Source organism: Pseudomonas entomophila L48, assembly GCF_000026105.1.
GTDB lineage: Bacteria > Pseudomonadota > Gammaproteobacteria > Pseudomonadales > Pseudomonadaceae > Aquipseudomonas > Aquipseudomonas entomophila.
This window is the reverse complement of the sequence record NC_008027.1, coordinates 3,773,882-3,797,500: the sequence shown is the minus strand read 5'-3', so window position 1 is coordinate 3,797,500 and position 23,619 is coordinate 3,773,882. Positions and strand designations below refer to the sequence as shown.

The 23,619-nt window shown below is 63.6% G+C and carries 22 protein-coding genes and 2 rRNA genes (1 of these 24 running past the window's edge); 13 read left to right on the top strand and 11 right to left on the bottom strand.

The features are described 5' to 3' along the window. Positions 1–1,737, top strand: a 23S ribosomal RNA gene (locus tag PSEEN_RS16280) (it extends 1,156 nt beyond the left edge of the window). A gap of 133 nt (positions 1,738–1,870) precedes the next feature. Further along, positions 1,871–1,986 (top strand): 5S ribosomal RNA (gene rrf / locus PSEEN_RS16275). Positions 1,987–2,147: 161 nt separating this feature from the next. On the opposite strand, the gene PSEEN_RS16270 is transcribed toward rrf, so the two are convergent. Beyond that, the gene (locus tag PSEEN_RS16270; protein WP_044488240.1) at positions 2,148–3,011 is read right to left on the bottom strand and encodes a universal stress protein; all 864 of its coding nucleotides are present in this window, start codon (positions 3,009–3,011) and stop codon (positions 2,148–2,150) included. A gap of 156 nt (positions 3,012–3,167) precedes the next feature. Between PSEEN_RS16270 and PSEEN_RS16265 the strand changes: the two genes are divergently transcribed. Further along, positions 3,168–3,785, top strand: a complete 618-nt coding sequence (locus PSEEN_RS16265; RefSeq protein WP_011534644.1) for a MiaE family protein — start codon at positions 3,168–3,170, stop codon at positions 3,783–3,785. A gap of 7 nt (positions 3,786–3,792) precedes the next feature. Here the strand turns inward: PSEEN_RS16265 and PSEEN_RS16260 are convergent, their stop codons facing one another. Further along, the gene (locus tag PSEEN_RS16260; protein WP_011534643.1) at positions 3,793–4,113 is read right to left on the bottom strand and encodes an ElaB/YgaM/YqjD family protein; all 321 of its coding nucleotides are present in this window, start codon (positions 4,111–4,113) and stop codon (positions 3,793–3,795) included. Between the two features lie 128 nt (positions 4,114–4,241). Between PSEEN_RS16260 and PSEEN_RS16255 the strand changes: the two genes are divergently transcribed. After that, positions 4,242–4,505: a hypothetical protein gene (locus tag PSEEN_RS16255; protein WP_011534642.1), complete on the top strand. Its 264-nt coding sequence runs from the start codon at positions 4,242–4,244 to the stop codon at positions 4,503–4,505. Positions 4,506–4,588: 83 nt separating this feature from the next. Further along, entirely contained in the window at positions 4,589–5,512 is a 924-nt protein-coding gene (locus PSEEN_RS16250) for a carbon-nitrogen hydrolase family protein (protein ID WP_011534641.1), read from the top strand. 3 nt (positions 5,513–5,515) lie between these two features. Here PSEEN_RS16250 and PSEEN_RS16245 read toward each other — a convergent pair whose 3' ends face one another. Together PSEEN_RS16245 and PSEEN_RS16240 are read right to left on the bottom strand one after the other, a co-directional pair. Then, on the bottom strand, positions 5,516–5,986 hold the full coding sequence (locus PSEEN_RS16245; RefSeq protein ID WP_011534640.1) for an LEA/WHy family protein: 471 nt from the start codon (positions 5,984–5,986) through the stop codon (positions 5,516–5,518). 72 nt (positions 5,987–6,058) lie between these two features. Continuing rightward, the gene (locus PSEEN_RS16240) at positions 6,059–6,949 is read right to left on the bottom strand and encodes a LysR family transcriptional regulator (RefSeq protein WP_011534639.1); all 891 of its coding nucleotides are present in this window, start codon (positions 6,947–6,949) and stop codon (positions 6,059–6,061) included. A gap of 102 nt (positions 6,950–7,051) precedes the next feature. Here PSEEN_RS16240 and PSEEN_RS16235 point away from each other — a divergent pair, with 102 nt between their 5' ends. The 6 genes from PSEEN_RS16235 (at position 7,052) to PSEEN_RS16210 (ending at position 12,573) form a co-directional block, all read left to right on the top strand. Beyond that, positions 7,052–8,131: an extracellular solute-binding protein gene (locus tag PSEEN_RS16235; RefSeq protein ID WP_011534638.1), complete on the top strand. Its 1,080-nt coding sequence runs from the start codon at positions 7,052–7,054 to the stop codon at positions 8,129–8,131. A 23-nt stretch (positions 8,132–8,154) separates the two neighbouring features. Continuing rightward, the gene (gene speB, locus PSEEN_RS16230; RefSeq protein WP_011534637.1) at positions 8,155–9,126 is read left to right on the top strand and encodes an agmatinase; all 972 of its coding nucleotides are present in this window, start codon (positions 8,155–8,157) and stop codon (positions 9,124–9,126) included. 136 nt (positions 9,127–9,262) lie between these two features. Then, positions 9,263–9,562 carry a hypothetical protein gene (locus tag PSEEN_RS16225; RefSeq protein WP_011534636.1) on the top strand — a complete coding sequence of 100 codons (300 nt, stop codon included), beginning with the start codon at positions 9,263–9,265 and terminating at the stop codon, positions 9,560–9,562. A 21-nt stretch (positions 9,563–9,583) separates the two neighbouring features. Further along, positions 9,584–10,732, top strand: coding sequence for a PQQ-dependent sugar dehydrogenase (locus tag PSEEN_RS16220; protein ID WP_011534635.1), 1,149 nt, complete (start codon positions 9,584–9,586; stop codon positions 10,730–10,732). 144 nt (positions 10,733–10,876) lie between these two features. Further along, positions 10,877–11,977 carry a cell division protein ZapE gene (zapE, locus tag PSEEN_RS16215; protein WP_011534634.1) on the top strand — a complete coding sequence of 367 codons (1,101 nt, stop codon included), beginning with the start codon at positions 10,877–10,879 and terminating at the stop codon, positions 11,975–11,977. Between the two features lie 11 nt (positions 11,978–11,988). Next, complete coding sequence (locus tag PSEEN_RS16210) at positions 11,989–12,573, top strand: DinB family protein (protein ID WP_011534633.1); 585 nt, start codon at positions 11,989–11,991, stop codon at positions 12,571–12,573. A gap of 100 nt (positions 12,574–12,673) precedes the next feature. On the opposite strand, the gene PSEEN_RS16205 is transcribed toward PSEEN_RS16210, so the two are convergent. From PSEEN_RS16205 to PSEEN_RS16190, 4 genes are all read right to left on the bottom strand, one after another. Beyond that, complete coding sequence (locus PSEEN_RS16205) at positions 12,674–13,111, bottom strand: YqaA family protein (protein ID WP_011534632.1); 438 nt, start codon at positions 13,109–13,111, stop codon at positions 12,674–12,676. Next, the gene (locus PSEEN_RS16200) at positions 13,111–13,539 is read right to left on the bottom strand and encodes a DUF411 domain-containing protein (RefSeq protein ID WP_011534631.1); all 429 of its coding nucleotides are present in this window, start codon (positions 13,537–13,539) and stop codon (positions 13,111–13,113) included. Before PSEEN_RS16200 ends, PSEEN_RS16205 begins: the two co-directional genes overlap by 1 nt. Positions 13,540–13,679: 140 nt before the next feature. After that, a complete protein-coding gene (locus PSEEN_RS16195) occupies positions 13,680–14,585 on the bottom strand; it encodes a copper resistance protein B (protein ID WP_011534630.1) in 906 nt (301 codons plus the stop codon). After that, positions 14,578–16,305 (bottom strand): copper resistance system multicopper oxidase, encoded by a 1,728-nt coding sequence (locus tag PSEEN_RS16190; RefSeq protein ID WP_011534629.1) that lies wholly within the window; start codon positions 16,303–16,305, stop codon positions 14,578–14,580. The genes PSEEN_RS16195 and PSEEN_RS16190 overlap by 8 nt, the downstream gene beginning before the upstream one ends. A 248-nt stretch (positions 16,306–16,553) precedes the next feature. Between PSEEN_RS16190 and PSEEN_RS16185 the strand changes: the two genes are divergently transcribed. Further along, complete coding sequence (locus PSEEN_RS16185) at positions 16,554–17,210, top strand: hypothetical protein (RefSeq protein ID WP_011534628.1); 657 nt, start codon at positions 16,554–16,556, stop codon at positions 17,208–17,210. Here PSEEN_RS16185 and trhP read toward each other — a convergent pair whose 3' ends face one another. Then, positions 17,211–18,536 (bottom strand): prephenate-dependent tRNA uridine(34) hydroxylase TrhP, encoded by a 1,326-nt coding sequence (gene trhP / locus PSEEN_RS16180; protein ID WP_011534627.1) that lies wholly within the window; start codon positions 18,534–18,536, stop codon positions 17,211–17,213. It abuts the gene before it with no gap. Positions 18,537–18,660: 124 nt separating this feature from the next. On the opposite strand from trhP, the gene PSEEN_RS16175 reads away from it, so the two are divergent. Next, complete coding sequence (locus PSEEN_RS16175; RefSeq protein ID WP_011534626.1) at positions 18,661–19,725, top strand: AI-2E family transporter; 1,065 nt, start codon at positions 18,661–18,663, stop codon at positions 19,723–19,725. Positions 19,726–19,895: 170 nt separating this feature from the next. Here PSEEN_RS16175 and PSEEN_RS16170 read toward each other — a convergent pair whose 3' ends face one another. Together PSEEN_RS16170 and nuoN are read right to left on the bottom strand one after the other, a co-directional pair. Continuing rightward, positions 19,896–21,947, bottom strand: a complete 2,052-nt coding sequence (locus PSEEN_RS16170; RefSeq protein WP_011534625.1) for a TonB-dependent receptor family protein — start codon at positions 21,945–21,947, stop codon at positions 19,896–19,898. 200 nt (positions 21,948–22,147) lie between these two features. Beyond that, complete coding sequence (nuoN, locus tag PSEEN_RS16165; RefSeq protein WP_011534624.1) at positions 22,148–23,617, bottom strand: NADH-quinone oxidoreductase subunit NuoN; 1,470 nt, start codon at positions 23,615–23,617, stop codon at positions 22,148–22,150. Between the last annotated feature and the right edge of the window lie 2 nt (positions 23,618–23,619).

The window sequence follows — 23,619 nt, the reverse complement described above, 5'->3', positions numbered from 1 at the left end:
GTATCACCTTTGGTGATGCGGTAGAGGAGCGTTCTGTAAGCCTGTGAAGGTGAGTTGAGAAGCTTGCTGGAGGTATCAGAAGTGCGAATGCTGACATGAGTAACGACAATGCGAGTGAAAAACTCGCACGCCGAAAGACCAAGGTTTCCTGCGCAACGTTAATCGACGCAGGGTTAGTCGGTCCCTAAGGCGAGGCTGAAAAGCGTAGTCGATGGAAAACAGGTTAATATTCCTGTACTTCCAGTTATTGCGATGGAGGGACGGAGAAGGCTAGGCCAGCTTGGCGTTGGTTGTCCAAGTTTAAGGTGGTAGGCTGAGATCTTAGGCAAATCCGGGATCTCAAGGCCGAGAGCTGATGACGAGTGCTCTTTAGAGCGCGAAGTGGTTGATGCCATGCTTCCAAGAAAAGCTCCTAAGCTTCAGATAACTGGGAACCGTACCCCAAACCGACACAGGTGGTTAGGTAGAGAATACCAAGGCGCTTGAGAGAACTCGGGTGAAGGAACTAGGCAAAATGGCACCGTAACTTCGGGAGAAGGTGCGCCGGTGAGGGTGAAGCACTTGCTGCGTAAGCCCACGCCGGTCGAAGATACCAGGCCGCTGCGACTGTTTATTAAAAACACAGCACTCTGCAAACACGAAAGTGGACGTATAGGGTGTGACGCCTGCCCGGTGCCGGAAGGTTAATTGATGGGGTTAGCGCAAGCGAAGCTCTTGATCGAAGCCCCGGTAAACGGCGGCCGTAACTATAACGGTCCTAAGGTAGCGAAATTCCTTGTCGGGTAAGTTCCGACCTGCACGAATGGCGTAACGATGGCGGCGCTGTCTCCACCCGAGACTCAGTGAAATTGAAATCGCTGTGAAGATGCAGTGTATCCGCGGCTAGACGGAAAGACCCCGTGAACCTTTACTATAGCTTTGCACTGGACTTTGAGCTTGCTTGTGTAGGATAGGTGGGAGGCTTTGAAGTGGGGACGCCAGTTCTCATGGAGCCATCCTTGAAATACCACCCTGGCAACCTTGAGGTTCTAACTCAGGTCCGTTATCCGGATCGAGGACAGTGTATGGTGGGTAGTTTGACTGGGGCGGTCTCCTCCCAAAGAGTAACGGAGGAGTACGAAGGTGCGCTCAGACCGGTCGGAAATCGGTCGTAGAGTATAAAGGCAAAAGCGCGCTTGACTGCGAGACAAACACGTCGAGCAGGTACGAAAGTAGGTCTTAGTGATCCGGTGGTTCTGTATGGAAGGGCCATCGCTCAACGGATAAAAGGTACTCCGGGGATAACAGGCTGATACCGCCCAAGAGTTCATATCGACGGCGGTGTTTGGCACCTCGATGTCGGCTCATCACATCCTGGGGCTGAAGCCGGTCCCAAGGGTATGGCTGTTCGCCATTTAAAGTGGTACGCGAGCTGGGTTTAGAACGTCGTGAGACAGTTCGGTCCCTATCTGCCGTGGACGTTTGAGATTTGAGAGGGGCTGCTCCTAGTACGAGAGGACCGGAGTGGACGAACCTCTGGTGTTCCGGTTGTCACGCCAGTGGCATTGCCGGGTAGCTATGTTCGGAAGAGATAACCGCTGAAAGCATCTAAGCGGGAAACTTGCCTCAAGATGAGATCTCACTGGAGCCTTGAGCTCCCTGAAGGGCCGTCGAAGACTACGACGTTGATAGGTTGGGTGTGTAAGCGCTGTGAGGCGTTGAGCTAACCAATACTAATTGCCCGTGAGGCTTGACCATATAACACCCAAGCAATCTGCACATGAACGCAGATTGTGGTGGTGAAGACGAAAGAACCGAAAGTTCGCAACATCACAAATCACATATCCGAATTCGCTGGAGTATCCATCTGGATCTTCTGGCAACAGAATTTCTTGACGACCATAGAGCATTGGAACCACCTGATCCCATCCCGAACTCAGCAGTGAAACGATGCATCGCCGATGGTAGTGTGGGGTTTCCCCATGTGAGAGTAGGTCATCGTCAAGATTCATTTCGCAAAACCCCTATCTGCGCATGCAGGTAGGGGTTTTGTCTTTGCGCCCAAGAAACACACCCCTCGTAGGAGCCGGCTTGCCGGCGAACACCGGCACCGCCGGTGCCAGCCACCGCGTCGCGCCCTTCGCCGGCAAGCCGGCTCCTACAAGGGCTCAGCCTCGTGCCAACTCCGCGAGGTGTGCCGTCGCTTCTTCGCTTTTGAGCACCAGCACGTCCCCCTCCAGCGAATCCAATACGACCTCTGCGGTATTGCCAATCAGGGCCCCGGAAATCCCGGTGCGCGCCACGGTACCGATGATGGTCACCACGGCATCACACTGCTTTTCGGTATAAGGGATCAACACATCCGCAGGCCCTTCGGCGATATGTAGGCGATCATCACTGATATCGAACTCCGCCTGGAACGCCTTGCAAGCCTCGCGATAGCGCTGCTCGATGGTCTCGGTGAGCTGGTACACCGGGTCGGACGCCGACAGCATGGGGGAGGGGTGGGCACTGATGACGTGCAGTTCTCCCTTGGCCAGGCTGGCAATGGCATAGCCATGGTCGATGATACTGGCGTGCAACCGGCGATGATCCTCGTCCTGGTTGCCCACATCCACGGCCGCAAGAATCTTGCCGCCCATCCAGGGCCGCTCGCTCTTGACCATCAGTACCGCGCATGGGCACTGGCGCAGCAGCTTCCAGTCATTGGGCGTCAGCAATGCCTTGCGCAGCGGATTGTCCGGGCGATGCTCCTTGATCACCAGTTCACAGCCTTCCGCCTGCTGCACATGGATGATCGATTCGTGCAGGCTTTCCTTCCAATGCTGCTCATGGGTGACATTGTCGTAACCATCATCATGCAACTGGCTACTCAGCAGGCTGAGCAAGGCACTGTGGTCCTGCTTCTTGTCGCACATGAGCAGATGCAGGCGGGCACCGGTCACGCCTGCAATCAGTTTTGCCCGGGTCAGGGCGCGGCTGTGGGCGTGCTCGGGGTCGAGGACGACGAGGATGCTGCGGACGGCTTGCATGGGCGTGAACTCCCTTCTCAATGGCGGCCAATGCCTGACTATAGACGGCGCTCCTCCTGGCGTCGGTTGACATGCATCAAGCATAGCCACTGGCACTCGACGTCGCCGCCGGTATAATCGCCGGTCCTGCCAGTGTCCTGTGTGATTGTGAGTGCTATGTCCCTGATTCCTGAAATCGACGCCTTCCTGGGCTGCCGTACCCCTGACGCCTGGATCGAGGCGGCGCTGGCCGACCAGGAAACCTTGCTGATCGATCACAAGAACTGTGAGTTCAAGGCTGCCAGCACGGCGTTGAGCCTGATCGCCAAGTACAACACGCACCTCGACCTGATCAACATGATGTCGCGCCTGGCTCGCGAAGAACTGGTGCACCACGAACAGGTGCTACGGTTGATGAAGCGCCGTGGCGTGCCGTTGCGGCCAGTGTCGGCAGGGCGCTACGCCTCCGGCCTGCGCAGGCTGGTACGGGCGCATGAGCCGGTCAAACTGGTGGATACGCTGGTGGTGGGGGCCTTCATCGAGGCGCGCAGCTGCGAGCGCTTCGCCGCATTGGTACCGCACCTGGACGAAGAACTCGGCACCTTCTACCACGGCTTGCTCAAGAGCGAGGCTCGGCACTACCAGGGCTACCTGAAGTTGGCCCATCACTACGGTGAAGAAGCGGACATCGCGCGTGTCATCGAGCAAGTACGTGAAGCGGAAGCGCAACTGATCGTGTCACCTGACCAGGAGCTGCGCTTCCACAGCGGTATCCCAATGGCGTTGGCCGCCTGAGCGGCGTTTACTGCCGACGCCCCAGCAGCAGGCCGACCACCAGGCCGAAGCCTGCGGAGACCGCCACGGTTTGCCAGGGGTGCCCGCCAATGTATTCCTGCGTGGCGTCGACCACCGGCTGGGCCCGTTGCCCCAGCCTGCCAGTGGCATCGCGCGCCTGGCGCAGCTTCAGGCCCAGTTGGGCGCGAAGGGTATCGGCTTCCTCACCGACCAGCGAAACGCTCTCGGTAAGCAGTTTCTCCGATTCCTCGATCAACGCCTGAAGCTCGCTGAACACCTGATCCTTGATCTGTTCACTGTCGTTTGATGCGGCGGTTTTCCTGGCCATGTACATATCCTCGTGGCGAGTGGGGTTGAACAGTGGATGCCACGGCGTCGGGAAAGTTGCAGCGGCTTTCCCGTGCCCGGTCGCTAGCGTGTAAGATAACGCCCATTTTCCAGCGGCAGGTATTACCCATGAGTTTCAATCTGGCCAACATGAGCTTCCAGGAACGGGCACAGATCGAGGCGGAAAAGGCGCGTCTGTTCGAGTACTGGCAGAGCAATCTTGGCAAGGCCAAGGGCGAGGCTGCGCGGCTGATCGCGGAAAAGCCGCGACGCAAGAGCAAGTGGGCTGACTGGGTGCGCGCCGAACTGGACGGCATGTCGCCGCCCGAGTTCACGCAGCTGGTGCGCAGTGAAGTCAACAAGATGATGGCTGCCGCCAACGCCAGTCGCTGAGCCAGGCGAACATCACGCCACTGTTGCACCGATAGCTGGCGTCGGAGACTCTTCCAGACTTTCCCCTGACAGGAGTTTCCAAGATGCCCAAGTCCATCGTTGCTGCCCTGCAGGTCGGTTCGCTGCCCGAAGGTAAAGCTGCCACCCTGGAGCAGATCCTCGGCTACGAGCAGGCAATCCGCGAGGCTGGTGCCAGACTGGTGGTAATGCCGGAAGCCCTGCTCGGTGGCTACCCCAAGGGGGAAGGCTTCGGTACCCAACTGGGCTACCGCTTGCCCGAGGGTCGGGAAGCCTTCGCCCGTTATTTCGCCAATGCGATCGACGTGCCTGGTAGCGAGACCGCTGCCTTGGCCGGGCTGTCGGCGCGCACGGGGGCGAGCCTGGTGCTTGGGGTGATCGAGCGCAGCGGCAATACCCTGTACTGCACGGTGCTGTTCTTCGAGCCAGAAGGTGGGCTGGTGGCCAAGCATCGCAAATTGATGCCGACCGGTACCGAGCGCCTGATCTGGGGCAAGGGCGACGGTTCCACGCTGCCGGTGGTCGACGGCCGCGCCGGGCGCATTGGTGCCGCGGTGTGCTGGGAGAACTACATGCCCTTGCTGCGCACTGCGATGTACGCCAAGGGTGTACAGCTGTGGTGCGCGCCGACGGTGGATGAGCGCGAACTGTGGCAGGTGAGCATGCGCCATGTCGCGGCGGAGGGGCGCTGTTTCGTGATCAGTGCCTGCCAGGTACAGGATTCGCCCGCGGCGCTCGGCATGGAGGTGGCCAACTGGCCAGCCGAGCGGCCGCTTATAAACGGTGGCAGTCTGATCGTCGGCCCGCTGGGCGATGTGCTGGCCGGGCCGTTGCTGGGCGCGCGAGGGCTCGTCTGTGCCGAAGTCGATACCGACGAGCTGGTGCGTGCCCGTTACGACTTCGATGTGGTTGGCCACTATGCGCGGCCGGATGTATTCGAGCTCAGCGTGGATGAACGCCCACGTCCGGGTGTGCGTTTCATCGGCTGACGATCACCAGCCTGCGCCTGCTGCCTTGGGCAGGTCGAGCCTGCCCTGGTCGGTGAAGCGCACCGTGCCCAGCGGGCCGCCGGCCAGCTTGCCACGCAGCACATAGGGCAAGCCCTGCAGCGAATCCACGCGGCTCAGGCCATAGGCCTGGCGCAGGAAAGCGAAGGCGGTGATGCTGACCGGCACCACGATCATCGCTTCGTCATAGCGGCCGATATGCCCACGCTGATCGCTCACGCCGGCGGCCAGGGGTTGATCGTTGACCTCGAGGGTCAGGGCTACGCCGTTGAAGTCGACCGGTGTTTCGTTGGGGTTCTGCACGCGGATCTTCACCGCCATGCGCAACTCCATGTCCTGGCCGGGCAAGGGGTCGATGCCGACCACGCTGATGTTAAGCGGGTCACGGCCCTGAAACAGGGCGCAGGCATTCAGGCCAAGGGTCAACAGCAGGATCAGGCAGCAGCGCACAAGCATGGTTTTCACGGCCTAGGTTCACGGGCAAGTCGGCAGTGTGGCAAATGCACGGCGGGGTTGAAAGGGTGTCCCTCATTCGAACACCGCCAGCAGATCCTCGACGAAAGCCTGCTGGGCCTCCCCCGGCATTTGCCCACGATGCCGGGCCAAGGTAAACGGCACCACGAAGTCCAGCCGCGGATCCAGCGCCCTGAGCAATCCCTGTGCTTCCCAGGGGGCGGCGCAGTGGCATGGCAGGTAACCGATATGCTGGCCCGAAAGGATGAACGTCAGCGCACTGTCGATCTGTTCGGCCACTGCCATGCTGTGCCGGCTTTGGAAGGGCTCGCCCTGCTTGAGAAAGCGATAGGGATGGCGCACCTGGTCGACGCCCAGTAGCTGGTCCCGGGTGATGTCTCTTGCGTCGAACAACGGATGCGCTTTGCCGCAGTAGAGCCGTTGCTGTTCGTCGAACAGCGGCACATAGTCGAATGCGGCCTGCGCGCCCGAAAAGTAGCTGATCGCGCAGTCCAGGCGTTGTTCCAGCAGCAGGCGCTCCAGTTCGGCAGGCGGGGCGCTGGTCAGTTCCAGCTGCACAGATTCTTCGCGCTGGCGAAAACGGGCAACGGCCTGGGCGATGCGCAGGGTGATGCGCTTGTCCTGGTTCTCGGCCAGGCCGATGCGTACCGTGCCCAGCAATCGGCCGGCCACGCCATTGGCTTGCTGGCGGAACTGTTCGATCTGCAGCAACAGGCCCTGGGTCGCCTGCAGCAGCAGCTCGCCTTTCTCGGTCAGGCGGAAGCCGCCTTTGCCTCGGCTGCACAGGCGATAGCCCAGGCGCGTTTCCAGCCGCGCCATCTGCTGGCTGATGCTGGGCTGGCTCAGCCCCAGCACGCCCTGGGCGGCACTGAACCCGCCGGCCTCGACTACAGTGACGAACAGCCGCAGCAGGTGCAGGTCCGGGTCGTGCAATTGTCCGAGCATCACATTGCTCCTGGTGAATGTCAGCTTCGCAAAGTTGCCATTTTTGCAATGTAACCCGGCAGGCATGCTGACGGCATCCACCCTTTTGCCGAGGTGTCCGCCATGCGTCGAATGCTGTGCTTGTTCCCATTGCTCCTCGCCCTGCCGCTTCAGGCCGAGGAGAAGGTCGTCAACCTGTACAGCTGGGCCGATTACGTGGCCCCGCAGACCTTGGAGCGTTTCGAGAAAGAGACCGGATACAAGGTGCGCTACGACACCTTCGATACCACTGAAGTGCTGGAAACCAAGCTGCTCACCGGCCGCAGTGGTTATGACGTGGTGGTGCCTTCGGCCACCGTGCTGGCCAGGGCGCTCAAGGCCGGCGCCTTGCAACCGCTCGACGCCCAGGCGATGCCCGGCTATGCCAACCTCGACAAGGACCTGCTGGTCAAGCTGGCCGAGGCCGACCCAGGCAACCTCCACGCCGTGCCCTACACCTGGGGGACCCTGGGCCTGGGAGTGAATGTCGAGGCGGTGCGCCAGCGCCTGGGCGATGTGCCGCTGGACAGCCTCGACCTGCTGTTCAAGCCCGAATATGCCAGCCGCCTGAAGGACTGTGGAATCGCCATGCCCGATTCGCCCCAGGAGGTGATCGGGCTGACCCTCAACTATCTCGGCAAGGACCCTTACAGCCAGGACAAGGCCGACCTGAATGCCGCCCAAGCCTTGTTGCAGCAGCTGCAACCGTCGATCAGCTACGTGGCCAATGGCCGTCAGATCAACGACCTGGCCAATGGTAGCGTGTGCCTGGCGTTGACCTACAACGGCGACGCGGCCATGGCGGCCGACCAGGCGCGCCGGGCCGGCAAGCCTTTCGAACTGGTCTATCGCATCCCCCGCGAAGGCACCTTGGTGTGGCAGGACAACCTGGTGATCCCCAAGGATGCACCTCACCCAGAGGCCGCACGCGCCTTCATCACCTTCATGTTGCGCCCTGACTCGGTGGCCGCGCTGACCAACACGCTGTTCTTCGCCAATGCCAACCAGGCCGCCACGCCGCTGGTGGACGCGGCGATCCGCAACGACCCGGACATCTATCCTCCCGCCGAGGTGCGCCAGCGGCTGTTCGCCGATCGCAGCATGGCGCTGTCCGACCTGCGCCAACGCAACCGCCTGTGGACCACCTTCCGCAGCCGTCAGTAGATAATCACAACAGGAGACAAACCGTGGATCTCGCCCAGGACAACGACCAGGCCATCACCCGTGACAGCCTCTACGGCACGTCTGCCGAGAGTACTTACGCCGGTATCACCAGCTTCTCCAGGCGCCGCTACAGCCGTGACCTGCGCGGCGTCGATGTAGTGGTCAGCGGCGTGCCATTCGACACCGCCACCAGCAACCGGCCAGGGGCGCGCTTCGGGCCGCGGGCGATCCGCACGGCGTCGGTGCAGCAGGCCTGGGCCCGGCACTGGCCGTGGGCGTTCGACCCGTTCGACCACCTGGCGGTAATCGACTACGGCGACTGCGCCTTCGACAATGGCACCCCAGAGTCGGTACCCGACAGCATCCAGGCCCATGCCGAGCGTATCCTCGATGCCGGCTGCGCCATGCTCACCCTTGGTGGCGACCACTTCATCAGCTACCCGTTGCTCAAGGCCCATGCCCGGCGGCATGGCCCGCTGGCGTTGATCCACTTCGACGCGCACAGTGATACCTGGCCGGACGAGGAGGGCAAGCGCATCGACCATGGCACCATGTTCTGGCATGCCGCCCGCGAAGGCCTGGTGGACCCGGCGCACTCGGTGCAGATCGGCCTGCGCACCACCAACGATGACAGCCAGGGCTTCGCCATCCTCGATGCGCGGCAGGTGCATCGCCAGGGCACCGAGGCGATCGTCGCGGCGATCCGCCAGCGGGTCGGCGAGCGGCCGGTGTACCTGACGTTCGATATCGACTGCCTGGACCCGGCCTATGCGCCCGGTACCGGCACGCCGGTCTGCGGGGGACTGAGCACGTTGCAGGCACTGGAGATCCTGGGCGGGTTGCGTGGGATCAACCTGGTGGGGATGGACCTGGTGGAGGTGGCGCCGGCCTATGACCATGCCGACATCACCGCACTGGCGGGGGCGACGCTGGCGATGGAGATGCTTTGTCTTTATGCGGCGCGGCACAAGGTGGACAAGGAGGAGGCGGTTTAACAGCGGTTCGCCGGCAAGCCGGCGCCTACGGGGGAGAGGGTTGAAACATCGAGAATTACCTCGACGGTTGCATCGAACCCTGCGCGTCTTAGGCTATCCAACGCTGAGGCGCGCCTTTTCGTAGCGGAGGTGAAGCATGAATCCCACATTCACGACCCTGGCCCTCGGCCTGCTGCTGGCCTTGCCGCCGGCGGTGCTGGCCGCCAACGACAGCAACAACCCCTACAACAGCCCGATCATGCGCGCCAACCCCAATAGCCGGCAGGGCAGCGTGCCCGCCACGCCTCCCGTGCCCGGCGCCTCCACCCAGCCGATCCCACGTCCGCCGACTCTCGACAATCGCAGCATCGGCAACGGCGAAAACCTGCGTCGCCAGCAACAGCCCCCGAACCTGGAACCCACCCGGCCACCACGCGACTCGCAACGCGTGCCCTGAGCCCTTTCGAAGGAATCGAACATGACGCCACGTAGCTGGTTGACCACCCTGGCCGCCGCCAGCCTGTTCCCCTTGCTGGCCCATGCCGCGCCCGAGCAGCAGTTTCCCAGTGAAGAGGGCTTGCTGACCGTCAGTACACTGGCCGACGGCCTGCGCAACCCTTGGGCGCTGGCCTTCTTGCCGGATGGCAAGGGTATGCTGGTCACCGAGCGGCCAGGCAATCTGCGTGTCGTGAGCGCGAATGGCAAGGTGGGGCCACCGCTCTCCGGCGTGCCCAAGGTCTGGGCCGAGGGGCAGGGTGGGCTGCTCGATGTCGTCCTGTCGCCAGACTTCGCCAAGGATCGCACGGTGTACTTGTCGTTCGCCGAGGCAGGTAGCGACGGTAAGGCCGGTACGGCGGTTGGCCGTGGCCAGCTTTCGCAGGACCTGGCGCGGATCGAGCATTTCACGGTGATCTTCCGCCAGCAGCCCAAGCTGTCCGAGGGCAACCATTTCGGTTCGCGCCTGGTGTTCGACCGTGACGGCTACCTGTTCATCGCCTTGGGCGAGAACAACCAGCGGCCCACGGCGCAGGACCTGGACAAGTTGCAGGGCAAGATCGTGCGCCTGCTGCCCGACGGCGAGATCCCCAAGGACAACCCCTTCGTCGGCCGCGACAACGTGCGCCCGGAAATCTGGTCGTTCGGCCACCGCAACCAGCAGGGCGCGGCGCTCAACCCCTGGACCGGCAAGCTGTGGACCCACGAGCATGGCCCGCGCGGTGGCGACGAGATCAACATTCCGGCGCCGGGCAAGAACTATGGCTGGCCGATCGCGACCCATGGCATCAACTACTCGTTGCTGCCCATTCCCGAGGCCAAGGGCAAGCATGTCGACGGTATGGTCGACCCGCACCATGTGTGGGAGAAGTCGCCGGGCATCAGCGGCATGGCGTTTTACGATAGCCCGACGTTCAAGGTCTGGGACCACAACCTGTTCATCGGGGCGCTGGCGACCCAGGAGCTGATCCGGCTGCAGCTCGAGGGCGACAAGGTGGTGCATGAAGAGCGCTTGCTGGGGGACTTGAAAGCGCGAATCCGTGATGTGCGGGTGGGGCCGGACGGGTACCTGTATGTGCTGACCGATGCCAAGGATGGGGCATTGTTGAAGGTGGGGTTGAAGGAGGGCTGACAAGCCTGGCTGACTGAGCCGGCCTCTTCGCCGGCAAAGCCGGCTCCTACAGGGGGCGGCATCCGTGGTATCTGTGGGAGCGGGTTTACCCGCGAAGAGGCCGCCGCTGTCGTACCATAGTGCTTTCTCTTCCGGCGGCCCGGCATGACCCCCGAATCTCTCTACCAGCAGGCCCTCGGCGAGCGAGGCTACTTTCCCGATCCCGCCCAGGCTGCTGCCGTTACCGCGTTGCAGGCTTGTTTCGACGCCTTGCTTAAAGGCAAATCACCCCAAGGCCTGTATCTTTGGGGCCCGGTCGGCCGTGGCAAGACCTGGCTTATGGACCTGTTCCACCGTTGCCTGGAGATACCTGCCCGGCGTCAGCATTTCCATCACTTCATGGCCTGGGTCCACCAACGTCTGTTCCAGCTCAACGGCACCGGCGACCCGCTCAAGGCGCTAGCCCGGGAGCTGGCCCGTGAAATCCGGGTACTGTGCTTCGACGAACTGTTCGTCAGTGACATCGGCGACGCGATCATCCTTGGCCGCCTGTTCCAGGTGCTGTTCGACCAAGGGGTTGTGATCGTCGCTACGTCCAACCAGCCTCCCGACCAGCTTTATCGTGACGGTTTCAATCGCGAGCGCTTTCTCCCGGCCATTGCGGCCATCGAGCGCCACATGCGTGTACTGGCGGTAGCCGGTGAACAGGACCACCGTTTGCACCCAGGGGCGCGACACCAGCGCTACTGGATCAGCGAGCCGGGGCAGCCAAGCGCGTTGGAGGCGGTGTTCCAGCAGTTGAGCCAGGACGATGAGGGCCATGACCAACCCTTGCAGCTCGGCTCGCGACAGATCCATGTCGTTCGGCGCAGCGCCCAGGCCATCTGGTGCCGCTTCACCGACCTTTGCGAACAACCCCTGGCGGCCATGGACTTCATGGCCTTGTGCGACCGTTTTCCGGCGATTCTGGTCAGCGGCATACCGGCCCTGGGGGGCGTCCAGCAGGCCGGGCGCATCGCCCGTGGCACCGAGGATGGCGCCGCGCGGGTCGAGGCCGGTGACCGCACGCTCCCCACCCTGGCACCCAAGGATGACAGCGTGCGCCGCTTCATCGCCTTGGTCGATGAATGCTACGACCGTCGGGTGGCCTTGTACCTGGAGGCCGAGGTTGCGCTCGAAGCGCTCTACACTCAAGGGTATCTGGCGTTCCCGTACCAACGGACCCTGAGCCGGCTACGGGAGATGCAACTGCAACGCTTCGCCTGAAGGAGCCGACCATGGAGCCGCTGTCGCATCATCTGCTGACCCTGGCCTACAACAACGGCTGGGCCAACCACCGCCTGTACAAGGCTTGCCTGCAACTGACCCAGGACGAATTCGTCGCCCCCCGTTGCAGCTTCTTCCCCTCGATCAAAGCCACCCTCAACCACCTGCTGACGGTGGACTGGTTCTATCTCGATGCGCTGGAGTGCGAACAGCGCGGCGAGGCGCCGGATCCAGATGGCGAGCGCTTTTTCCAGCCGGAACAGCCATTCGCCACCTGCACCGACCTGCAGGCCCAGCAGGCCCAGGCCGACCAAAGGTTGATCGCCTACTGTCGACAGTTGAGTGATGACCAGCTGGCGCGTTACGTGAGCATCGTGCGGCCGGACCGGGTGCAGCGTGAGCGGCGGTTGCGATTGTTGTCGCACCTGTTCGAGCACCAGATCCATCATCGCGGGCAGGTGCATGCGATGCTCAGCGACACGGCGGTGAAGCCACCGCAGCTGGATGAGTTCTTTTGTGAGGAGGAAGCGGGGCTGCGGGCCGATGATTTCGCTGAATTGGGCTGGAGCGAGGCGCAGATCTGGCCCCCCCTGTAGGAGCCGGCTTGCCGGCGAAGCAGACATCGCGGAGGCTGGCACCGGCAAGGCCGGTGTTCGCCGGCAAAGCCGGCTCCTACAGGGAACAGGCGCCAAGGTGTCACGCGGTGTGAAACCAACCCAGGGTAATTATCACCACCACGATATAGCGTCCACCTTTGGCCAAAGTTACCAGCAGCACGAAACGCCAGAAGGGCTCGCGCATGATCCCGGCGATCAGCGTGAGCGGATCGCCGATCACCGGCATCCAGCTCAATAACAGCGACCACTGCCCCCAACGCCGGTAGCGCTGCTGGGCGCGCTCAAGCTGGCTGGCGCTGAACGGGAACCAGCGACGATCGCGCAAATGCTCGATGGCCCGGCCCAGCACCCAATTGACGATGGAGCCCAGCACGTTGCCCAGGGTGGCGACCAGCAGCAAGGTCGCCCAGGCATGGGGATCGCGGATCAGCAGCCCGACCAGCACGGCTTCGGACTGCAGCGGCAGCAGGGTGGCGGCGCCGAAGGCGCTGAGGAACAGCGCCCAGAGACTGAGCATCAGTAGGTGGCGACCACGGTGTCCTGGTCGTCCTGGGTCAAGCCGATGACTTGGTATGGATCCTTGTGGTCACCCATCTCCATGCCTGGAGAGCCCATAGGCATGCCGGGTACTGCGATGCCCTTGAGGTCGTCGCGCTTGGCCAGCAGGCGAACCTGTTCGGCTGGCACATGGCCTTCAACGAACTTGCCGTTGATTACCCCGGTGTGACACGAGGCCAGGCGAGGTGCCACGCCCAGGCGTTGCTTGACGGCGCTCATGTTCGGTTCGACGTGGTCGTTGACGGTGAGGCCGTTGTCGCTCAGGTGCTTGATCCATGCCTTGCAGCAACCGCAGTTGGGGTCGCGGTAGACGTCGATGGTCTCGGCGGCCTGGGCCAGGCTGGTGATGGCCAGCAGGCCGAGGGTGAGCAGGTGTTTGCGCAGCATGGTGGAGCTCCTGTGAAACGGTACACATCTGGTTGATTCAGCGCCGGCTCCGTAGGAGCGGCTTTAGCCGCGATCACCCGCAAAGCGGGTGCCACTTACCGCGGTGCCCGCATCGCGGCTGAAGCCGCTCCTACAAGGGCTTAGAAGCGCAAGCGAACCCCGGCCACCCAGCGGGTCTGGCCGATGTCCTCGCCGTCTTCCCGGGCCTGGTCGGCGCGGTTGCCGTGCAGGCGGTTGAAGCTGACGCCGACGTAGGGGGCGAAGGCGCGGGTTATCTCGTAGCGCAGGCGCAGGCCCACTTCGCTCTCGGCCAGGCCCGAGCCTTGTTCGCGCCCGGGGTCGTTGCGCCCGAAGAAGTTGGCCTCGACGGTGGGCTCGAGGACCCAGCGGTTGGTCAGCAGCATAGCGTAACCGGCCTCCAGGCGCAGCGCAGTCTGCTGTCGCTCGCCGGCATAGGCGGTGGCCTCCAGCTCCAGGCCGTAGAGCGGTGTGCCCTGGATACCGAAGGCGGCCCAGGCCTGGCCGCTGGCGGGCTTGAAATCCTGGCGCACGCCGCCGACCAGCTCCCACCAGGGGCTGATGGCATGGCCCCAGAGCGCCTGCAGTTCGGCCTTGTGGGTCTTGCCTTGCTCCCGCTCGCCCTCACTGCGCAGCCACAGGCGGTCGATATCGCCCCCGACCCAGGCGGTGGCGTTCCAGTTCACGGCGCTGCTGCTTTCGAAGTTCTGGTACTCCAGCTGGTCGACGATCACCGCCCAGTTGGTCGCCCGGTCATGCACCTGGTGCCCCGGCAACGGCGGGAAGGCGGCACGCCGGTCGGCGTCGGTGATCAGCGGCAGCGGCGTGCGCGGTTGGTTGGGCGGCGCCGCACCGTGGTTCATCTGGCTGTGATCCATGGGCATGGCGCCGTGGTTCATCTGGCCATGGTCCATGGGCATGGCGCCATGGTTCATAGGCTCCATGCCGGCGGCCAGTGCCCGTTCGCTGACCAACAGGGCGAGCAGCGCGACACCGGTGACGATGCGGCGGTTGTGGATGTCATTCATCGACCCGTACCTCGCGGAACATGCCGGTCTCCATGTGGTAGAGCAGGTGGCAGTGGTAGGCCCAGCGGCCCAGGGCGTCGGCGCTGACGCGGTAGCTGCGGCGGCTGCCGGGCGGCATGTCGATGGTGTGCTTGCGCACCAGGAAGCGGCCCTGTTCATCCTCCAGGTCGCTCCACATGCCGTGCAGGTGGATGGGGTGGGTCATCATGGTGTCGTTGACCAGGGTGATGCGTACTCGCTCGCCGTACTTCAGGCGCAATGGCTCGGCGTCGCTGAACTTGATGCCGTCGAACGACCAGGCGAAGCGCTCCATGTGCCCGGTCAGGTGCAGCTCGATGTCCCGCGACGGTTCGCGGCCGTCCGGGTCGGGGTAGGGGCTGCGCAGGTCGGCGTAGGTCAGCACGCGGCGGCCGTTGCCGCGCAGGCCGATTCCGGGGTCGGCCAGGTTGGCGCGGGGGGCCATGGTCTGCATGTCCACCAGTGGATTGTCGGTTTCGCTGGCAGGATGGCTTTGCATCATGGCCATGCCCGAATGATCCATGCCTGCCATGGTGCCGTGGTCCATTGCCGCCATGTTGGAATGGTTCATCTGGCCCATGCCGCCATGCCCCATGTCATCCATGCTCAGTACCGGACGCGGGTCCGGTTCGGGCACGGGGGCCTGCAGGCCGGTCGTGCGCGCCAGGGTGCCACGGGCGAAACCGGTGCGATCCATGCTCTGGGCATACAAGGTGTAGGCGGGCAGGTCGCCTACGGTTACCAGGACGTCGTAGGTCTCGGCCACGGCAATGCGCAGTTCGTCCACGGTGACAGGCGTCACCGGCAATCCATCGGCGGCGATCACCGTGAGCTTCAGGCCTGGAATGCGGAAGTCGAAGTAGGTCATCGCCGAGGCATTGATCAGGCGCAGGCGCACGGTCTCGCCGGGCTGGAACAGGCAGGTGAAGTTGCCGGCAGGGGGCTGGCCGTTGAGCAGGTAGGTGTAGCTGGCGGCGCTGATGTCGGCGAGGTCGGTCGGGCTCATGCGCATCTTCGCCCAGGCCCAGCGGTTGTCGGCGGCCTTGCCCCAGCCGTTTTCAGCGACATCGTCGACGAAGTCGCCCACCGTGCGTTTGTGGTAGTTGAAGGCGTCGGACTGCTTCTTCAGGGTGGCCATCAGGGCTTCCGGCGCCTGGTCCGACCAGTCGCTGAACAGCAGTACGTGGTCGCGCTGATAGCGGTGCGTTTCAGGTTCGCGAGGCTCGATGACGATGGCACCGTACACGCCGGCTTGCTCCTGCAACCCGGAGTGGCTGTGGTACCAGTAGGTGCCGCTCTGGCGCAGGGTGAACTGGTAGAGGTAGTCGCCACCGGGTTCGATGCCGGCGAAGCTCAGGCCCGGCACGCCGTCCATGTTGGCGGGCAGGATGATGCCGTGCCAGTGGATCGAGGTGGGCTGGTCCAGATGGTTGCGCACCCGCAGGGTCACGGTATCGCCCTCGCGCCAGCGCAGTTGCGGGCCGGGCAGGTTGCCATTGATGGTCTGCGCCGTGCGTGGGCGGCCGGTGATGTTGACCGGGGTCTGGCCGATGAACAGTTCGAACTGCTGGCCGCTCAGGTCATGCAGGGGGCGCCGGCCTTCGGCGGCCTGGGCCAGTGGGCGCCAGAGGCCCAGGCCGGCGAGGGCGGTGACGGCGCCCAGGCCCTTGACGAAGGTGCGGCGGGTTGGAGTCGGTGGCATGGCGTGCTCTCGCTGCGAAAGTGCCACGATCCTCGCCGCCCGCGCCTGTCAGATACCTGAGAGGCGGATTACAGATTTGTCAGCAGCCGCAATGTCGAACCGCTTCCGGGATTACGGTCGGCGGCTTCCGGGAGGCCTGTAGCCGCAGGTATCACCCTTCTGAACGCCAGCAGGGTAGGTGTTCCCCATGCCGGCCTGGCAACTGGGGCTTTAGGGTGGGGCTCCCTTTCTTGATTGGCTGTAAGACCATGATCACTCCTTCGCTGGCTTCACTTTCGCAGTCCGAGTCCAACCTGATCGGCCTTGGCCCAGACCTGTCGTGGGAAGAGCGCACCGACGTGCTCGACCTGTTGGATCACGCCGAAGGCTTTGCCAGTCGCGTTCTCGATCGAAACGAGCTCTGGAAAAGCTGGCTGGATCGCTTTCGCAACCGTCTCGAAAAGCATGGTTGTGCGAGTTTGGAGAGCCTGAGCCAACCCCCGCAGGTGGTGGGCAGCTTCGCCGAATTCGACGGTCAGCTTGGCCCCATCGGTACCGGCCACATTCCAGCGATTTTGGCCAGGCAGGCCCGCGACGCCCTGGATGTGTTGCGTGGCAGCCAATTCGCCAGGAGGTTCTTCGAAACGGGCGCGCAGGATGGCCAATCCTCCTCGTTCATGTTGACCCCCTGTCATAAAGATGCCCAAGACGGGATTAACTTCGCGGTTTACGCATTCAGGCTGAACACAACGGTCGAGACACGCGACTTCGATTTCTGGACCGAAGTGCGCCGCGACATGGTGGTGTGGAAAATCGGCACCGCCTATCGCTTTGACCGGGAGCGGTTCGCGGATTTTCGCGAGCAGATTCACGCGGACCTGACGCGTTGGTCGCGGCGTGCGCTGCTTGAGCTGCCAATAGACTGATCACGGTACATCAGGCAGATCTCGCATCAACAGGCCATACGCCAGTGGCACCTGCTCGGGAATGGGCAGGTACACGGTGTGACCGTCGCCAGGTGCGATCTGCAGCGGTTGTTGCAAACGGTCACGCATGCGCTCGAGGTCGAAGTGGTAGTTGCCGCGCGGGGTCATCAGCTCCAGATGGTCGCCCACGGCGAAGTGGTTCTTCACCTTCACCTCGGCTAGGCCGTCGACCCGTGCCCCGGTCAACTCACCGACGAATTGCTGGCGCTCGGACACAGAATTGCCACGCTGGTAGTTCTGGTACTCGTCGTGCACATGGCGGCGCAGGAAACCTTCGGTATAGCCGCGCTGGGCAAGGGACTCGAGGTTGTCCATCAGGCCGCGATCGAACGGCCGCCCGGCCACCGCGTCGTCGATGGCCTGGCGGTATGACTGCACCGTGCGGGCGCAATAGAAGTGCGATTTGGTGCGCCCCTCGATCTTCAGCGAGTGCACACCCATGTGGGTCAGCCGCTCGACGTGCTGGATCGCACGCAGGTCCTTGGCGTTCATGATGTAGGTGCCGTGCTCGTCCTCGAACGCTGGCATCTCCTCGCCCGTACTGTTGGACTCCTGCAACAGGAACACCTGGTCGGTGGGGGCGCCGATGCCCAGCGTCGGCTCGAATTCGCGGACGATGTCGCCGGTGGCGTTCTCGGTCGCCGGGGTCGCCTCATACTTCCAGCGGCAGGCATTGGTGCAGGTGCCTTGGTTGGCGTCGCGCTTGTTCAGGTAGCCCGACAGCAGGCAGCGCCCGGAGTAGGCCATGCACAGCGCGCCGTGGACGAAGATTTCCAGCTCCATGTCCGGCACCTGCTGGCGGATTTCCTCGATCTCTTCCAGCGACAGTTCCCGCGACAGGATCACCCGGGTCAGGCCCAGGCCCTGCCAGAACTTCACACTGGCCCAGTTCACCGTATTGGCCTGCACCGAGAGGTGGATGGGCATCTGCGGGAAGTGCTGGCGCACCAGCATGATCAGCCCGGGGTCGGACATGATCAGCGCGTCCGGGCCCATTTCGATCACCGGCGCCAGGTCCTTGAGGAAGGTCTTCAGCTTGGCGTTGTGCGGGGCGATGTTGACCACCACGTAGAACTGCTTGCCCAGGGCATGGGCTTCCTGGATACCGAGGGCCAGGTTGGCGTGGTCGAATTCGTTGTTGCGCACCCGCAGGCTGTAGCGCGGCTGGCCGGCGTAGACCGCATCGGCGCCGTAGGCGAAGGCGTAGCGCATGGTCTTGAGGGTGCCGGCGGGGGCGAGCAGTTCGGGCTTGGCGAAGGAGGTCATGGTGCGCACCGGGGGCAAAAGGCGCGGATGCTAAGGCGCTGGCCAATCGTGGGTATTGATCTGGGTCAACGGCACTTTTGCCAATGGGCAGGGCACTAAAGGGTTGAGCCCACGAGGAATGCCCATGAACGAAACGGTGTTGCAGAACAAAGCCCTGACCGTGCTGCTGGCACTGGTGACCGTCGCCTTCCTGTGGATCTTGCTGCCATACGCAGGTGCGATCTTCTGGGCGGTGATTCTCGGGATTCTTTTCTCGCCCTTGCAGCGCCACCTGTTGTTGCGCTTCGGTGGACGGCGCAACCTGGCCACGGCGACGGCGCTTGTGACTTGCCTGCTGATCGCCGTGCTGCCGGTGATCGTGATCAGTGCCCTGCTGGTGCAGGAGGGCGCCGCCTTGTACCAGCGCATCGAGAGCGGCCAACTGGATATCGCCGGCTACATCGAGCGCGGCAAGGACATGCTCCCGGCCTATGCCCAGCATTTCCTCGACCGCATGGGCATGGGCAACCTCGACGGCCTGCGCGAGAAGATCAGCAAGTGGGCTACCGAGGGCAGTCAGTTCCTCGCTGGCCAGGCGTTCAGCTTCGGTCAGGGCACCTTCGAGTTTCTGGTGAGCTTCGGCATCATGCTCTACCTGCTGTTCTTCTTCCTGCGCGAAGGGGCGGAAGTGGCGCGCAAGGTGCGCCAGGCGGTGCCGCTGCCCGAGCAGCAGAAACGTCGGTTGCAGCTGAAGTTCAAGCGCGTGGTGCGGGCGACGGTCAAGGGCAACTTACTGGTGGCGATCACCCAGGGGGCATTGGGCGGCTTGATCTTCTGGGTGCTGGACATCCCCAGTGCGCTGGTCTGGGCGGTGCTCATGGCGTTCCTGTCGTTGTTGCCGGCGGTGGGCGCGGGGATCGTCTGGGGGCCGGTGGCGGTGTACTTCCTGCTGACCGGGGCGACGTGGCAGGGGGTCGTGCTGATCGCTTTCGGGGTGCTGGTGATCGGGCTGGTGGACAACCTGTTAAGGCCGATTCTGGTGGGCAAGGATACGCGGATGCCGGACTACCTGGTGCTGGTATCGACCCTGGGAGGGCTGGCGGTGTTCGGGCTCAACGGGTTCGTGATCGGGCCGTTGATCGCGGCGTTGTTCGTGTCCAGTTGGGCGATCTTCGTGTCGAGCAAGCCGCAGGTGCAGTTGCCTTCGTAGGGCACTGAATCCTCTGTAGGAGCGGCTTCAGCCGCGATGCAGGCAACGCGGTGCCTGGTACCCGCTTCGCGGGTGATCGCGGCTAAAGCCGCTCCTACAGAGGTCTGGCCAAATCAGTGGGTTATGTGTTGCTCCATGAGAACCGGCTTGCCGGCGAACAGGGCCAATGCTCAACGGAAGCTGTAGGACACCCCTGTATACACCCCGAACCCTTCGCCTGGCGTCGAGCGGGCAATGTCCTGCCCGGCATCGTTGTACCCCGGCGTCACCGTCGCCGCGTAACGCTTGTTGGTCAGGTTGCGCAGGTCCAGCCAGGTTTGCCAGTCCTGCTTCGGCGAGTCCCAGCCCAGGCGTGCGCCGAGCAGGGCGTAGGCGTCGGCGTGGTAGCTGTTGGCGTAGTCCACCTGCACCTTGGAGGCCATTTGCGTGTTCACCCCGGCGTAGAAGCCACTCGGCCAGTCGTAGCGCAGTTCGGCCTGGTAGTAGTGCATGGGGATTCCGGGCAGGCGGTTGTCACCGAACTTGTCGTCGTCGCGGTAGTGGAAGTCGCTGAAGGTGTAGGCCTGGCGCAGGCTCAGTTTGCCGGTGCCGGGTTGCTCCCAGAGGAGGCTGTCCAGGCCGGCTTCGATGCCCTGGTGCACGGTGGGGCTGGCGTTGAATTCCTTGAACGGCAAGCCTTGCACGACTTCCACGTTCAGCAGTTCGTGGCGTACCTGGGCGTAGTACCACGCCAGGTCCCAATGCCCCAGTACCGAATCGCCACGGGCGCCGAGCTCCAGGGTGGTGGCTGTCTGGTTCTGCATCTTCATGGGCTGGTTGGCGACCGGCGCACTCCAGACCAGCGACCACGGATGTGGCGGTTCCACTGAGCGACTGAGGTTGCCGTAGACCTGCAGGTCCGGGTGGATGTCGTAGCGCAGGCCCAGTCGCGGAGCATAGTCCCAGTCATGCTGGCTGACCTTGCCACCCGTGGTCGGGTAAGTGACGTCGCTCTCGCGGCGGGTGTAGATCATCGCCAGGCCCGTGGTCAGCCACAGGTCGGGGACCAGCTCCAGGTCGTTACCCGCGTGCAACACAGTGTCCGAACCCTGGTAGCTGAAATCGCGGGTGCGGGCACCGAAGTTGTCGCCGCTGGGGCGGGCGAACTGCGAGGCGCCGCTGTTGGGCAGATGCTTGGTGGTGCGCCAGCCGATCGTGGTCTTGCTCTCGTGACCGAACAGAGTGTCGCGGCGCAGGTAGTTCAGTGTACCGCTGACATCGCTGTAGGCGACCTTCAGCCGCATCGGCCCCTCGCGCAGGTCCATCGGGTAGTCGTGATAGACCAGCCCCGCCTCGAGGCGCGAATCGTCATCCAGGAAGAAGGTGGTCTTGTTGCCCACCCAGGTGCTGCCCGGTTGCGGACGGCTGTCGTCACGGGCCAGGTAGGCCGGGTTGGCGGCGCGGGGGTGGTGCTTGATCTGGTCCTTGGTCAGGCGCCCGGCCAGGTCGTTCTCGGTTTCCCGGTAGCGCAGGTAGAAACGCGTCTCCAGGTTCGGGTTGAAGCGGTAGCCGACGTTGGCGGCCATGCCCTTGGCGCTGCCGCTGCTGTGGTGCTGGTAGCCGTCGTACTCGGCGTCGGTCAGGGCGATGTAGTAGTCGAGGTTGCCCAGTACCTGGCCGGAGCTGATATGCCGGCGCTGATAGCCACGGCTGCCGGCTTCGTAGCGCACCTGCAGGGGCGCGGCATCGTAGCCGGTGTGGGTCACATAGTTGATCGCGCCGCCCAGGGCCAGCGAGCCTTGGTCGAAACCGTTGGCACCACGCAGCACTTCGGCGCGGCTCAGCCACAGCGGCTCGAACAGTTCGTAGGGCGTGCCGCCCGGGCCGGTCAGCGGCAGGCCGTCGAACATCGTGTACACCCCGGAGCCGTGGGCGCCCGGCGCGCGGTTGATGCCCGAGCCACGGATCGACAGCTTGATGCCGTCGTTGCCCGCCGACTGGGCGAACACCCCGGGCTGGTAGGCCAATACGTCTTGGTTACTGGCCACCCGGCCCTGGCCCACCTTGTCCATGTCCACCAGGTTGCTGGCACCGGGGATTTCGCGCAGGCGGTCGGCGGCGGTTTCCAGCTCGGACTGCTGCTGGTCCTGGATCAGCACCTGGTCGAGTTCGACGCGGTTGGCGGCCTGGGTGGTGCCGGCGACGAACAGGGCCAGCAGGGAGTAGGGGAGGGTGGGGCGCATGGGGACGGGGTTCCAGATCGAGTGCGGGAGTCTGACGCTGCAAAGGGCAGACGAAGCACAGTGGTCGATCTGTAATCGGTTCGCCGGCAAGCCGGCTCCTACGAGGAGCAGACGAACCACCGTGGGAGCCGGCTTGCCGGCGAACCGCACGCAAAAAAACACCCCGCCGAGGCGGGGTGTCTTGTGACGCTTGGAACCGATCAGCCGATCAGTTGCAGGCCTGCCTGCTGCACCATCTCCAGCAGCGGCTGCGGGTATACACCCAGCACGAAGGCAAGGATGGCGATCGCCAGCAGCATCACGCCGCCGGTGCGCTGTTCCCACTTCAGCGGGGCGTCGTGGCGACGCAGGTTCGGCTCGACCAGGTACAGGGTGACCATGACGCGCAGGTAGTAGTACACGCCGATGGCGCTGCCCAGCACCAGGGCGCCGACCAGCCACCACAGCTGCGACTCGACACCGGTGGCGATGATGTAGAACTTGCCGATGAAGCCTGCGGTCAGCGGGATACCGGCCAGCGACAGCATCATCACGGTCAGCACCGCGGTCAGGTACGGACGGCGCCAGAACAGGCCGCGGTACTCGTACAGGGCGTCGGCGTCACGGCCGGCGTATGGCGAGGACATCAGGGTGATCACGCCGAACGCGCCCAGGCTGGTGATCACGTAGGTGACCAGGTACACGCCCATGGCTTCCATGGCCAGGCCCTTGCTGGCGACCAGGGCGATGACCAGGTAACCGAAGTGGGCGATCGACGAGTAACCCAGCAGACGCTTGAGGTTGCTCTGGGTCAGCGCCAGCAGGTTGCCGATCAGGATCGAGGCGACCGCGATCACCGCCAGCACGGTGCTCAGTACACCGCTGCTGGCGGCGGGGGAGAGCATGAACAGGCGCACGACCACGGCGAACACCGCGACCTTGCTGGCGGTGGCCAGGAACGCGGCGACCGGTGCCGGAGCACCCTCGTACACGTCCGGGGTCCACAGGTGGAAGGGTACCAGCGACAGCTTGAAGGCCAGGCCCACCAGCATCATGCCCAGGCCCAGCTGCGCCAGCAGGCTCGGCATGCTGGTGGCGGCCAGGGCCTTGCCCAGCTGGTCGAAGGTCAGGCTGCCGGCATCGGCGTACAGCAGCGCCATACCGAACAGCAGGAAGGCGGAACCGGCGGCCGACAGCACCATGTACTTGATGCCGGCTTCCAGCGAGCGCTTGTTGAAGAAGGCGTACGCCACCAGGCCGTAGACCGGCACCGACAGCAGCTCCAGGCCGATGAACAGCCCGGCCAGGTGGTTGGCGCTGACCAGCACCAGGCCACCCAGCGCCGACATCAGCAGCAGCAGGTACAGCTCTTCACGGTTGCCCGGGAAGCCCTTAGAGCCTTCGCCCAGATAGGCGTGGGCGAGGGTGACGCAGGCCAGCGTCGCCACCAGGATGATCGCCATGTACAGGCAGGCGAACTTGTCGATGGTCACAAGCGTTGTGACCGCCAGCGGCGCGACTTTAAGGGCCGGCAGGATCGACAGCAGGGCCAGGTTCAGGCCCACGGTGGACAGCAGGAAGGTCTGCGAGTGGTTGCGCTTCCAGGCGATCGCCAGCATCACCACCACCGTGGTGAGGGTGGTGATCAGCATCGGCGCCAATGCGATGAAGTGTTGAGTGGTGAATTCCATAG